Source organism: Allofournierella sp., assembly GCF_017889395.1.
In the GTDB taxonomy this organism is placed as follows: domain Bacteria; phylum Bacillota; class Clostridia; order Oscillospirales; family Ruminococcaceae; genus Allofournierella.
On the sequence record NZ_JAGHKE010000017.1, the window covers coordinates 1 to 13,174 of the forward strand.

General features: G+C 58.4%; 11 protein-coding genes, 2 tRNA genes and 1 pseudogene. 1 reads left to right on the forward strand and 13 read right to left on the reverse strand.

Annotated elements, in window-relative coordinates; translation table 11 throughout:
* The 5 genes from J7G73_RS03335 to J7G73_RS03355 all read right to left on the reverse strand — a co-directional run.
* The coding region (locus J7G73_RS03335; RefSeq protein ID WP_291245227.1) for a 1,3-beta-galactosyl-N-acetylhexosamine phosphorylase N-terminal domain-containing protein at positions 1-1,562 on the reverse strand (1,562 nt) is incomplete at its 3' end.
* A gap of 85 nt (positions 1,563-1,647) precedes the next feature.
* On the reverse strand, positions 1,648-1,851 hold the full coding sequence (locus tag J7G73_RS03340; RefSeq protein ID WP_291245228.1) for a hypothetical protein: 204 nt from the start codon (positions 1,849-1,851) through the stop codon (positions 1,648-1,650).
* Positions 1,852-1,864: 13 nt separating this feature from the next.
* The gene (locus J7G73_RS03345; RefSeq protein ID WP_291245229.1) at positions 1,865-2,761 is read right to left on the reverse strand and encodes a carbohydrate ABC transporter permease; all 897 of its coding nucleotides are present in this window, start codon (positions 2,759-2,761) and stop codon (positions 1,865-1,867) included.
* A 21-nt stretch (positions 2,762-2,782) separates the two neighbouring features.
* Positions 2,783-3,673, reverse strand: coding sequence for a carbohydrate ABC transporter permease (locus J7G73_RS03350; RefSeq protein ID WP_058962817.1), 891 nt, complete (start codon positions 3,671-3,673; stop codon positions 2,783-2,785).
* Between the two features lie 152 nt (positions 3,674-3,825).
* Positions 3,826-5,196, reverse strand: coding sequence for a carbohydrate ABC transporter substrate-binding protein (locus tag J7G73_RS03355; protein ID WP_291245230.1), 1,371 nt, complete (start codon positions 5,194-5,196; stop codon positions 3,826-3,828).
* A 543-nt stretch (positions 5,197-5,739) separates the two neighbouring features.
* Here J7G73_RS03355 and J7G73_RS03360 point away from each other — a divergent pair.
* Positions 5,740-6,627, forward strand: coding sequence for an AraC family transcriptional regulator (locus J7G73_RS03360; protein ID WP_291245231.1), 888 nt, complete (start codon positions 5,740-5,742; stop codon positions 6,625-6,627).
* 48 nt (positions 6,628-6,675) lie between these two features.
* Here J7G73_RS03360 and J7G73_RS03365 read toward each other — a convergent pair.
* From J7G73_RS03365 to J7G73_RS03405, 8 genes and pseudogenes are all read right to left on the reverse strand, one after another.
* Positions 6,676-6,752, reverse strand: a tRNA-Ile gene (locus J7G73_RS03365).
* An 85-nt stretch (positions 6,753-6,837) separates the two neighbouring features.
* Positions 6,838-7,452, reverse strand: a complete 615-nt coding sequence (locus tag J7G73_RS03370; RefSeq protein ID WP_283128725.1) for a hypothetical protein — start codon at positions 7,450-7,452, stop codon at positions 6,838-6,840.
* 39 nt (positions 7,453-7,491) lie between these two features.
* Positions 7,492-8,373, reverse strand: a complete 882-nt coding sequence (locus J7G73_RS03375; RefSeq protein ID WP_291245232.1) for an ROK family protein — start codon at positions 8,371-8,373, stop codon at positions 7,492-7,494.
* 166 nt (positions 8,374-8,539) lie between these two features.
* Positions 8,540-8,901, reverse strand: a pseudogene (locus tag J7G73_RS13660) (four helix bundle protein).
* Between the two features lie 409 nt (positions 8,902-9,310).
* Positions 9,311-9,386: transfer RNA gene (locus tag J7G73_RS03390), tRNA-Thr, on the reverse strand.
* A 121-nt stretch (positions 9,387-9,507) separates the two neighbouring features.
* A complete protein-coding gene (rsmA, locus tag J7G73_RS03395) occupies positions 9,508-10,368 on the reverse strand; it encodes a 16S rRNA (adenine(1518)-N(6)/adenine(1519)-N(6))-dimethyltransferase RsmA (RefSeq protein ID WP_291245234.1) in 861 nt (286 codons plus the stop codon).
* A 117-nt stretch (positions 10,369-10,485) separates the two neighbouring features.
* Positions 10,486-11,814, reverse strand: coding sequence for a S41 family peptidase (locus J7G73_RS03400; RefSeq protein ID WP_291245235.1), 1,329 nt, complete (start codon positions 11,812-11,814; stop codon positions 10,486-10,488).
* Between the two features lie 167 nt (positions 11,815-11,981).
* Complete coding sequence (locus J7G73_RS03405; protein WP_291245236.1) at positions 11,982-13,136, reverse strand: murein hydrolase activator EnvC; 1,155 nt, start codon at positions 13,134-13,136, stop codon at positions 11,982-11,984.
* Positions 13,137-13,174: the final 38 nt, after the last annotated feature.

A 13,174-nucleotide genomic window follows, 5' to 3' on the forward strand; every position in this document is an offset into this window, starting at 1 on the left:
TCGTAGTTCAGGGTGAAGCCGGTCTCCTTCTCCACGCCCATCACGGTGGCCAGCTGCAGGTAGTGGCCCTGATACTGGTGGCCGGCGGGCTCGCCCACGCCGATGAAGCCGCCGCCGTTGTAGATGAAGGCCTTGATGGCGGAAGCGATCTCCGGATCCTCCCACACAGCGCCGCCGGTGTGGGCGGTGTCGCCGTCGCCCACGTTGATCAGCACGTCAATGGAATCCAGCAGCTTCGGGTCGGCCTTGATGTCGTCGAAGCTGATGAACTTCACGTCGAAGGGAGCGCCGCTCAGCGCCTCGATCACGCCGGCGTAGCTGTAGTTCTGCTTCTGGTACAGTGCATGGTGCACCATGTGGCAGCCCCAGCTGCGGGCCTTGCCCCAGCTGTTCAGCACAGCCACGGTCTTGACGCAGTAGGCGGTGGTGCCTTTGGCATTCTCGTACAGCTCACGGAACTCGTTGCAGACGCTCTCGATGTAATCCACAAACTCGGGGAAATCCAGCGCCAGCTTCAGGTAGCCGCCGTAGCCGATCCGGTCCACGGGCTTGCGCAGGATGGCGCGGCGGGCGGTCACCCAGTTCTCCTTGGCTTCCTTCACCGGGTCGCCGCCCTCGTGGAAGGTATCCGGGAAGAAGTAAGGCAGGAAACGGCCCTCGGTGTACTTCACGCCGGGGATGTCGGAAATCAGGCGCAGGGTGGAGCCGTTGCCCACGCTGCCCACCACGGCGTCCAGGCCGATGGTCTTGAACTCATCCATGAAGGGCTCGGTGCCGATGAAGTGGTCGCCCAGGAACATCATGGCTTCCTTGCCCAGCTCGTGGGTGATGTCCACCATCTCCTTGGCCAGCTTGGCAACTTCGCGGCGCTGGAAGGCCTGGAAGTCCTTGAACTCCTTGCTGGGCACCCGGTACTGGTTGTTGTAGTAGCCCTGATCGATGATGAACTCGGGGCGGAACTTGTAGCCAACTTCCTCCTCAAACTGCTTCAGGATGTAGGGGGAAACGCTGGCGGAGTAGCCGTACCAGTCCACATACTTCTCGTTGGTCACCGCATTGTACATGTGTACGGGATCCCAGATCAGGTAGGCCAGGAAGCTCACGGTGTAGTCGTGGAAGGCGGCGCAGCCGGTGATCTCCACGCAGCCGGTGGTCTCGTTGTAGCTCCACTGCTCCACGGGAACCACCTCGCCGGTGGTGCGGTCGATCACTTCCCACCAGCGCTTGATGTCGTCGCGGGTGTTTACTTCCATCAGCTCCTGGGAAACGCCCTTCATCAGAGGAATCGACAGAGTGTCGCCGGTGGCGGTGTAGAAGCCGGTCATGATGTAGCACTGCTGCACCTCGTCCGGGTTGGCCTTTGCCCAGGCGTTGTCCTTCCGGGTGGTGTAGTAGGTGGAGTAGATCTTCGCGCCCACCTTGGTCAGCTCTTCGGGAAATTCAGTGCCGTCGCAGTCACGGATGGCGTCTGCGCCCCAGCGTTTCAGAATATCAATGGTCTCCGGCACAATGTCCAGATTGGTGGGAATGGTTACCCGGCCGGTCAGTTTTTTCTCGCTCATGTTGTTCCTCTTTTCCTGGTTTTGACCAAAATACGGCGTTCTGCCCGCTCGTTTCGGCGCGGGCAGAACGCCGCGTTTGTGCGTTTTATTTTGTGTAGGGTTTGTTATACAGATACAGCAGCACAAGGATGCCGGCCAGACCCACCAGCTGGATGCCCAGACCGATCATTCCCTGCCGGATGTCGGCCATGAAGCCCATGGAGTGGCCCGCAATGACCAGCGCCAGGCACACCAGTGCAGCAATGCCGGCCAGGATCAGTTTCACGGTCTTTTTGGTGTATTCATTCATCGTGTTTCCCTCCTTAGCCCTTCAGGCCGCCCAGAGTCATGCCCTGAGTGAGCTTTTTCTGTACACACATATACAGGATCAGCGTGGGGATCATGACCAGAACCAGACCGGCGTACATCTGGCCGTACTCGGCCTTGGCGTTCTGGGCCTTCATCAGGTTCAGCAGGCCAACCGGCAGGGTGCGGGCGCCGTTGGGATCGGTGAGCATGGTCATGGAGATGATGTACTCGTTCCAGTAAGCCAGGAACTCGAACAGGATTACGGTGATGATGCTGGGCTTGGCCATGGGCAGGATGATGCGCACCATGGTGGTGAAGTAGCCCGCGCCGTCCACATAGGCGGCTTCCTCGTAGTCCTTGGGCAGAGTGGCCAGGTAGCTGCTCAGCAGGTAGATGGTGAAGGGCAGCGTGGTGGAGGCCAGAACCACCGATACCACGAAGGGATTGTTCAAGAAAAAGGATTTGCCGAACAGAGAGTTCAGCACCCGGTCACCGGCCACGAACATCAGGAAGATGGGAACAACGATGTAGTTCACGTTGATGAACAGGCCGGCCATGAAGCCGCCGCGGATGACCTTGCGGCCGATGAAGTTGTAGCGGCTGAGCACATAGGCTGCAGGCAGAGCCACCAGCAGCAGGATCGCCAGCGACATGGCGGTGATCATGACCGAGGTCATGAAGTACTCGCCCATGCGGGCCTTGGTCCAGGCATCCACAAAGTTTTGCAGGTAGAGGCCCTGGGGCAGGGTGAAGGGGTTGCCGTAGAACTCGCTGTTCTGCTTTACGGATGCCATAAACACCCACGCCACAGGCACAATGATCGTGATTGCAAGCACGATCAGCACGATATAAATCACGGCTTTGATCAGCGCATCGCTTCTCTGGCCGCTTGTTTTCTTGTTTGCATTCATTCGCACACGCTTCCTTTCCGATCAGAATTCCAGCGCTTCGCGTTCGGTCACCTTGTTCACGATGGCGGCCAGTGCGAAGGAGAAGGTGAACACCACAACACCGATGGCCATGCCGTAGCCGTAGGTGGAGTTGGTGTAGGCCTGCTTGTACATGTAGCTCAGGAACACCTCGGTGGCGCCGTCCGGGCCGCCGTTGGTCATGGCCTTTACAAACAGGAAGCTCATGTTGATGTTGGAAATGATGAAGAAGGTCAGAGTGGTGCGGATGTTGGTCCAGATCAGAGGCAGGGTGATGCTGAAGAACTGCTTGGTCCGGGAAGCGCCCTCCAGGTTCGCGCTCTCGTACAGGCTTTCGGAGATGGAGGACATGCTGGCCATGTACATGACCATGTAGTAACCGATGGCCTGCCATACCATGGCGATGGCCAGGCTGTAGATAACGATCTTCTGGTCACCCATCCAGTAGATGGGCTCCGCGTCGCCCCGGAAGATGTTCAGGATGCTGTTCAGCAGGCCGTTGTTGGCGTCGTAGATGGCGCTGAAGATGGCGCTGATAACAACCACAGACAGAATGTTGGGGATGTAGAAGATCACGCGGAAGAAGTTCTGACCCTTGAGGTTTTCACGGGTCAGAATGGCGGCAAACAGCAGTGCGAACACGATGGTCACCGCTGTGACCAGCACGATCAGCAGGATGCTGTTGCGGCAGGAACGGAGGAAGTTTTCATCCTTGAACAGGGTGACAAAGTTTTCCAGACCCACAAATTCCTGATTGGGGGAATAGCCGCCCCAGCGGAACAGGGACATGCGGAACACGTTGAATGTGGGGATTGCCAGGAAAATGAACGCCAATATTGTAGCCGGCGCCACGCATGCCACAATAAACCGGCTGCGCGCTTTATTTTTTTGCATTGTGCCAACTCCTCTCACCTAAAAGGCGGTGAACAAAAGGCTGATTCCTTCTGTTCACCGCCCGGTTTACCAGATTACCTACGCGGCAGGCGCCTTACGGCGCATCCAGTTTGCCATGCGCATTTGAACATTGTGGCCAGCGCCGACAACGTTTACTCCATGGCTGCGGCCATGGTCTTGCAGGCATCCTGCATATCGGTATGCCACTGCTCAGCAGTCTTGTTGCCGTTCACAACGCTGTCCATGGTGAAGCAGAAGACCTGCTTGAAGTCCATGCCTTCCACGGGCTTGGTGGTGGCGAAGGTGCCGATGGCAGCCTTGGCGCCGTTGTCGTATACGCTGTAGTAGACCTTGTTGTCGTCGCTCAGCTTGTCGGTCATACCAACGATGGGCTGAACCGCACCGGACTCGGCGAAGATGGCAGCAGCCTCATCGCTGTACAGGTAGCTGATGAATACCTTGGCCAGCTCCTGATTCTGAGAACCGGCGGGAACCCAGCACTGCTCGAAGAAGGTGTAGCTGTAGCGGTCGCCGCCCTGCTCCATTGCAGGCAGAGCCATGAAGCCCCACTCGAAGCCGTCAGCACGGGGAGCGTCGGCCATCTCGCCGATGACCCAGTTGCCGTTGGGCATGAACAGCGCCTTGTTGTCCAGGATCAGCTGCTGGTTCTTGGTGAAGTTGTCGGAGTTGCCGTTGGAGGGAGTGGACTTCTCGGTGTTCGCAGCCAGCTTGCCCAGCACGTCGAACATCTGACCCATCTCTTCGCTGGCCCAGGTAGCCTCGTCGTAACGCAGAGCGTTGTTGAAGAAGTCCTGACCGCCCACCTCAGGGATCATGGCGTAGATGAACGCATCCAGGTAGCCGGCGGTGGGGTAAGTAAACAGGGGGATGTCGGTCTGGTCGGCCAGAGCGAAGAACTCATCCCAGGTGGTGGGCAGGGTCAGCTCGCCGCCGCCCTCGGTGAAGTTTGCCTTGTTGTAGAACAGACCGCAGGGGCCGTAGAACATGGGCATCATGTAAACGCGGTCGTCGTTGTAGGGGTTGGTGGTCAGGTTGCCGGTGAAGCCGGGGATGATCTTCTCGCCCACGGTCACATCCTCACCCAGAACCTTCATGTCCAGAACGTCGCTCAGGTCGGTCAGAGCGTTCTCTTTCAGCATGGTCTCGGGCAGAGCCTTCTCACGGCCGGTGGCCAGATGAACCACGTCATAGAAGTTGCCGGCCTTCATCTGGGGATCGATCACGTCCTCCAGGTTCTTGTCGGTGGTCAGCTCTACGGTAGCGCCGGTCTTGGCTTCGAAGCCATCCACAACCTTCTGCCACATCTCGGAGCCGTAAGCGGTCTCAATGGCGGCGACCTTCAGGGTCTGGCCGGCGTAATCGCCCTCTGCAGAAGCGGTGGAGCCGGACGCGCCGGAAGCGGCGGTGCTGGTAGAGCCGGTGCTGGTGGTGCCACCGCCGCAAGCGGTGAACACGGATGCAGCCATCATGACTGCCAGCAGCATGCTAAGTGCCTTTTTCATAGTGTACCTCCTGTTTCGTGTATCCATAACGCAGGGACGGAAGGAACGCTGTTGCACTTCCTTCGGTTTTCGCGCTTCCCTGCATTTCCTGATTCCAGTATACCGTTTCCAACCAGGAATACAAGAGTTTTCTTGCTCTAACTTTTATACCGCTTGTTTTTGTGTTCATTTTCCCCAGTATGCGCTCCTTTTGGGAGTAATTTTTGTATTTAACATCAACAAAAAACCCAAACAATTTCTGGCTATATTGCCATTGTCAAAAAATTCGTAGAACAGCTCACTATTTTTTGTTTTTATCGTCAATTCAAAACGACCAATTTTCCATCATACTCTCATATTTTTTCACTTTATCAACCAAAATTGTTCATGCAAATTTGCATTTTAAAAAAATGGCGTTATAATAAAGCCAAACAATCGATTATATTTTGCTCAATATTTTATAAATTCTCCGGAATTTTAGGTCTTTTGCCTTGTGCAGCCGCCGAACGGATGCAAATCGTTCGGATATGCGGCCGTAAAAATATCCGGCAGGGAGGTTTTTGCATGAGCACCAAACGATATGACCTGGATCTGAGCGCTTCCCAGCGTTCACCGGGCTCCTTTTCCGCCCTTCTGGGAAACGCCAGCCTGCTGTATGTGACCGACGCTCAGTTTAACACAGACTGGCACAGCACCCTGCACAGCCACCCCAACATGGAGCTGTTTTACTGCGTGCGGGGCATCGGCGAGTTCCGCATGAAGGACCGGGTGCTGCCCGTGGGCAGCGATGACATGATCATCATCAACCCCAACGTGGAACACACGGAATCCAGCATCCCCAGCAATCCACTGGAATACATCGCTCTGGGCATCAGCGGGGTGGACCTGGTGTTCGACACCAAGGGCCAGCAGTTTTCGGTGCTGAACTATCGGGAATCCCGTTCCGAGATCGCGGCGCTGCTGCGGATGCTGATCTCGGAGGCCTCCACCCAGCCGCCGGGCTGGGAGAATGTCTGCCAGCATCTTCTGGTGGTGCTGCTCTCGCTTTTGCTACGGCACACCCATTTTACCCTGAACAGCGAGCAGGAGCTGCACACCAACAAGGAATGCGCCGCCGCCCGCCGCTACATCGACGAACACTTTGCCGAGCCCATCGACCTGAATCAGCTGGCAAACCTCACCCACGTGAACAAGTATTATCTGGCCCATTCCTTCAAGAAGGAATACGGCATCTCCCCCATCAACTATCTGATTGAGCGGCGGATCCGGGAAAGCAAATATCTGCTGGAGCACACCGACCACAACCTCTCTGAGATTGCTCATTTTCTGGGTTTTTCCTCCTCCAGCTATTTTTCCCAGAGCTTCCGCCGGTTCACCGGCCAAAGCCCCACCGATTATCGGAAAACCAGCCGATGCACCGATGAGGATCTCTCCGCCGAGCCCGACAACTGAGCAAAACAAAAGCGCCTTCGCCGAACATCGGCAAAGGCGCTTTTTGTCTGGTGGGCCATCCAGGACTTGAACCCGGGACCAATCGGTTATGAGCCGACAGCTCTGACCAGCTGAGCTAATGGCCCTTACGGGCGGCGAACCGCTCGAATGTTTTTATTATACCAGAACCAAAGCCCGGTTGCAAAGCATTTTTTGCAGCAGAGGCCGCCGTCAAATTCTGCCATACATCTTGCACACCAGCCGCAGGCTCAGATCTCCAAAGTGGCCGGCGTTGCGGCGCACCACATCCACGGTGCTCAAGGGCCGGAAATATTCGCCCTGCCGCTGCACTGCGGCGCGGGTGTATTCCAGATAACTGCCCTCGTAGATGGCATACGGTTCCAGCCGGTGCAGCAGCGACTGCACCTGAATGACGCGCAGGCCAAGGCAGCGGCTCACAAACTCCACGCAGGTGAAAGCCCCGGGCAGGGCCAGATGGAACCCCACCACACTGGCCATGGCCCCGTATGTATTGTAGATGGTGCGGCCCGGCTGGGCCCGGCAGACCATGAGCATGTTGCGGGCGGCGTCGAACTGGCGCCGGGTCACCGGCACCCGGCAGACCCGCACCCGGATGTCGCCCTCGTCGCACAGGCGGCCCGCATCCTCGGCCACAAAGCCGCCCGCCAGCGCATTGTGCTTGTTGCGGCGGGCAAAGGAATAACAGACCGCCAGATCCGGCCGCAGGCTGATGGAAACATGGTTATAGCTGCTCCCGGTCACCGCCCGGATCATCCGGCCCATCCCGGTGTTGGTGTGGGAAAACATCACATACAAATCCGGCAAATTCCTTCGCCTCCTTTTTTGAATTTACGAAAAAGCCTGTTATTTCAGACCGGCGCACCGGCCTGCCAGATACCCCGCGCCCATCAGGCCCGCCTGGTTGCCCAGCTGCGCAGGAATCAGCCGGCAGCCCCGGAAACTGGGCTTTAAAAGCGGCTGCAGCTGCCGGGCCAGCTGGCTCTGGATGTAGTCCTGCTTCATCACGCCGCCGCCCAGCACCACAGCTTCCGGGTCAAAGGCGTGGATAAGCGACACAAGGCCATAGCTGATCTCGCGGATCCAGCCGTCCACTTCGGCCCGCACGCTGTCATCCTCCAGCCGTGCGAAGATGGCCCGGCCGTCGGTCAGTTCCGGAAAGCGGGCGCTTACCCGTTTTACCAGCGCAGTGGTACTGGCGTAGCGCTCATAGCTGCCCGTGCCCTGGCAGGCCGGGTCCACCGCCTCCGGATGGGTGATCAGGCCGCCAAATTCCCCGGCGCTGCCCAGGCTGCCCCGGTACAGCTGCCCGCCCGCAAAGGCCGCGCCGCCGATGCCGGTACCAAAGGTGAGCATCAGGAAATCCTGTTTTCCCTTTGCCGCACCGAAGGCGTATTCGCCCATGGCAGCGGCGTTAACATCGTTTTCCACCGCCACCGGCAGGCCCAGCTGCTGCTCCAGCAGAGTTTTCGGGTTCATACCGGTGTAACCGGGAATGTTGCAGGCAAACCGGATGCGACCGGTCTGCGGCTCCACCTCTCCGGCAGTGGAAATGCCCACACACTGCACACCGGGCATCCCATGCACCAGCTCCGCCACATTCCGGAGCATCTGCTCTGCGCCGGCAGCCGCATTGGTGGACGTTTCCTGCAAAGAGGAAAGCCGCCCGTCCTCCAGCACCGCCGTTTTAATATAAGTACCGCCAATGTCCACACACGCTGTTCTCATGGAAAAGCCTCCATTTTTCCCTTTGCTTTTGTGCGAAAGGGTCATTTGAGGGTTATTATACCAGACTCCGACGGAATTTGGAAGAGAAGCCGGTCTGATATAAAAAATGTGCCGCAAGCAAACACAGCTTGCGGCGAGCTGAAACATCGCAACACAACAGATACTTTTACACTGGCTTCTTCGCTGTATTGATGGAAGCAATCAGCAATCGTTTGACCTCTGTGCATTGCTTTAAAATAGCAGAATCTTCATAATAACCGTTCTCAATCAACAGTTCCAGCCAGCATTCACTTTCCGAACATTCTTTCAGGGCAATCTGCAATTTTGCAATAAAATCAGCCTTACCGTGGGCATACATGGCTTCCCGGATATTCGCCCCCCCACGCTGGTACCAGATCGAATCAGCTGATTGGCGAGAACGCCCTCCCGTTTTTCACGCTTGATTTCATTACATACCCGGATAATTTCTAAAGCGAAGGCTTTGGATTTATCCTGCAACGGACTGCGCACAATCATCACCCCAACCATTAAAATCCGTGCCGCGCATGCGGCACACCTTACTTATTCACTATTCCCTCTTCACTATTCCCTTCCAAAAATCGACTCTGCCGGTTTAGTGAAGAGTGAATAGTGAACAGGGAATAAGGAAAAATCGACAAGCTCCTTATCGGAACTTGCTTCCGGGGCCCCCGCGAAAGTTTGCAAAGCAAAGTTTCGTGGGGAGAAGGAGGAATGACGCAGCGGTATGAGAAAAGCCCGGTCTTTCGACCGGGCTTTTTGAATGGAGCGCAGTCCATCGGGCAGGCCACGCCCTGCTGGGGCCCCCATGAAAATTTGCGGAGCAAATTTTCATGGGGAAGTGAGGAGCGACGCAGGGATGAAGAAAGCCCCGGTCCTTCGACCGGGGCTTTTGCACGGACCGGAGTCCGCGACGAACTGGAGCTGGTGGACGGATTCGAACCCCCGACCTGCTGATTACAAATCAGCTGCACTACCAGCTGTGCTACACCAGCATATTCAGCAAGAAATATTATACCAAAAAAACTGCCCGCGTGCAAGACAGATTTTGCCGCCGGTCCCCTTTTCCTAGTTTCGGGGCCCGGCGGCAATGTTCATCTGTTTAAACGCGGCGGCTCAGTTTGCCGCAGCCAGCGCCTTCTGCAGCGCGCAGAAATCCTCCAGCGTCAGCTGTTCGGGGCGGGCGGTGGGGCTCAGTCCCGCCGCCTGGAGCGCGGCGGCCACCTTTGCCTTGGGCAGGCCCATGCCGTTGCTGATGGAGTTGGCCGCGGTCTTGCGCCGCTGGCCGAAGGCCGCACGCACCAGCTTGAAGAAGCCTGCTTCGTCCTCCACCTGCACCGCGGGCTGCTGGCGCACCTGCAGCTGGATCACCGCGCTGGTCACCTTCGGCGGCGGATAAAAGCTGCCGGGCTGCACCGTGAACAGCAGCCGGGGCTTTGCGTAGTAATCCACCGCGTAGCTGATAGCGCCCGCCTCACGGGTGCCCGGGGTGGCGGTGATGCGGTCCGCCGCTTCCTTCTGCACCATAACGGTGATATGCTGGATGGGCAGCTTCTCCTCCAGCAGCCGCATCAGGATGGGGCTGGTGATGTAATAGGGCAGGTTGGCGCACACCGCCACCGGCATTCCGGCAAATTTCTCCCGGATCAGCCCGGCCAGATCCACCTTCAGTACATCCTGCAACAGGATCTCCACGTTATCGAACTCGGCCAGCGTTTCCGCCAGCAGGGGCGGCAGGCGCTGGTCCACCTCAATGGCCACCACCTTGTTCGCCCGCAGGGCCAGCTCCTTGGTGAGCACGCCCACGCCAGGGCCCACCTCGATCACGCCCCAGCTCTTGTCGATGCCCGCGGCCTCCACAATCTTGGGGCAGATGCCGGGGTTCACGATGAAGTTCTGCCCGAACCCCTTGGACAGTGCAAAATCATACCGGGCACACAGGTCCCGGATGGTGGAAATATCCGTTAAATTGGGCATAGGGTCCCGCCTTTCTGTTTGTGTTGCGCCTGCCGGAGCCTTTGCCCGGGCAGACAGCAGCGCCCCGCAGCCCATTTAACGGGCCGCCGGAGCGCTGCGCGATCGTATTCAAAAGATTTATTCGCCGTCGGTGGCTTCGCTGGCCGGGGCCGCGGAATCCGCACCCTCGCTGGTGGCCTCGCCGCCCTCACCGGCGGATGCATCGCCGCTGGCCGCGCTGCTGGAGGTCTCACTGGAGGCAGCGGTGCCGCCGTTCATGGTCTGGGCCACACCCAGCGCCTTCTGCACCTGGGTATCCTCCTCCACGCTCACCAGAGTGGTGTCGCTGCCGTCAGCCTTGGCGGCCACCTCCACATCCACGGTCAGACCGGTGCCGTCAAAGCTGGTCTTGTCCGAGGTGAGCATCTTGGCGGTGGTGATGACCACGGCGCTGCCGTCGCTCATGCGGTGGGGCTCCGCCTGGATGGTGCCCTTGCCCGCAGTGGTGGTGCCCACCAGCTGTGCACCGGAAAGCTGACGCAGGCTGGCTGCAAACAGCTCCGCCGTGCTGGCAGTGCCGTTGTTTACCAGCACCACCATGGGCAGATCCACATAGCTCTCGTCGCTGGAGCCCAGTAGGGTCTGCTCACCATTCTTATCCTCGGCGAATACGATATCCGCCTCGGGCACCAGCTGATCGATGCAGTTCACCGCCACATCCAGCTGACCGCCCACGTTGTCGCGCAGGTCAAAGACCAGGGCCTTGGCCCCCTGGTTCTGCAGCTCCTCCACCGCCTTGCTGAAGGTGCCCTGGGTGGTACCGTCGAACCGGTAGATCTTGATGTAGCCATAGCTTTCGCCCAGCATCTGGTATTCCACACTGGGGATGGTATAGCGGCTGCGGTTGATGGTGTGGTCGGCGGTGGTGCCGTCCGGCGCCATATAGGTCACGGTGACCTCGGTGCCCGCTTCGCCCTGCAACTGGGCGGTCACGTTGGCGGCTGTCAGACCCTTCACCTCGGCTCCGTTGATGGCGGTAATGAAACCGCCCACCTGCAGGCCCAACTCCGAAGCGGGGCTGGAATCGTAGACCTTGGTGATGCGGGCGTAACCCGAGGAATCCTTCACCACATCCACGCCGATGCCCATGATGTTGCCGTTCTGCACCTCCACCAGCTCGGCATACTGCTTCGCGGTGTAGTAGTTGGCGTTCTTGTCGCCAATGCCCAGAACATAGCCGTAGGCCATCATGTCGTTCAGGGTAGCATCCTGGATGTCGCCGTAGTAGTTGGCGCGCACGTACTTGTCCAGCTCGGCGATTTTGCTGTACATGCTCTCCTTTTCCTTAACGGAAGGGATGGTGGCGTCGAACATCTGGCGCGCCAGAATCATGGTGATGGAAAAGGTCACCGTCATGGCGATGATGGCGATGGTCAGCGCCATGCTGATGGAAATTTTCTTGTTCATGGTCTTGCGTTTCCTCCGTGGCGTTTGCCGGTCAGATCAGATAGGCGATCTGGATCGCCATGGAGCTGAAGATGGTGAGCACCATGAGCACGGCAAGCACCAGACTCACGGTACGAACGAGTTTTTTGTTGTCCTTCATGGGGCTCCTTTCCTGGTTGGGGCGGCGATCAGAACGCCACGTAGTTGCGGGGGTTCTGCTTCACGCCGTTGATGCGCACTTCAAAATGCAGATGGTTGCCGTAGGAATTTCCGGTATTTCCCACATAGCCGATCACGTCGCCCTGCTTCACCGACTGGCCCACGCCCACGGCAATGCTGCTCATGTGGGCATACAGGGTGGTCACGCCGTCGCCGTTGTCCACCATGACCACGTTGCCGTAGCTCCAGTGGCCGGTGGTGGAGGAGATGACGCCGTCATGGGCGGCCTTGATGGGGGTGCCGTAGGGAGCGGCGATGTCCATGCCGCTGTGGCCGGTCTGAATCACGCCGTTGATGTTCTGGGTGGCGCCGAACTCGGTGGTCACCCGGCCGGCGATGTCCAGCGGCCAGCGGAAGCCCTCGGCGCACACACCGCTGCCGGTGGACGCCTGACTGGCCACCCAGGCCTCGTACTGCTTTTCGGCCTCATCGGCCTTCTTCTGCATCTCGGCCACCACAGTCTCCTGTGCCTGAGCCGCGGCCTCCTTGTCGCTGATGGTCTTATTCTGGGCCTGGATGTTGGCAGCCAGCTGGTTCTCCTTGCTGTCCAGAGCGGCTTTTGCATCCTCCAGATCGGCCTTGGCTGCTTCCAGAGCGGCCTCCTCTTCCTCCAGCCGTGCCTTCTCGTCGTTCATCTCCTGCAGGATCTCGGTATCCTTTTCGCTGATGCGCTGCAGGTTGTCGGAGTAGGTGAGCAGGTCGTACAGGCTCTGGGCGCTGGCCAGCACCGCCACGGCGCCGGTATCCTGCATCACCTGCATGGCCTGCATGCGCTCCTTGAAGTCCGCCCAGCGCTCGTCGATCACCGCCTGCTGATCCGCGATGGCCTGCTGCTGGATGGCGATCTCGCTGTTCTTCTGGTTGATCTGATCGATGGTGTCGTTGATCTGGCTGATGATGATGGTCTGCTGGTTTTCCAGACTCTTCTTCTGCTGCTCAGCCTTGTTCTTCTCGTTTTTGATCTGCTGGAGGACCTGCTCTTCCTTTTTCAGCTCCTGCTCGGCCTTCTCCCAGTCGGATTTATAATCGGCGTTTACCGCCGCGCCGCCGCATACGGCAGCCATGCACACAGCCAGCGCGCCGCACAGCGCCCGCCGCCAGGGTGCCCGAAGTTGCTTGCTCATGAGAATCGCTCCTTTTGCTGGTGCCCGCGGCCGGCCGG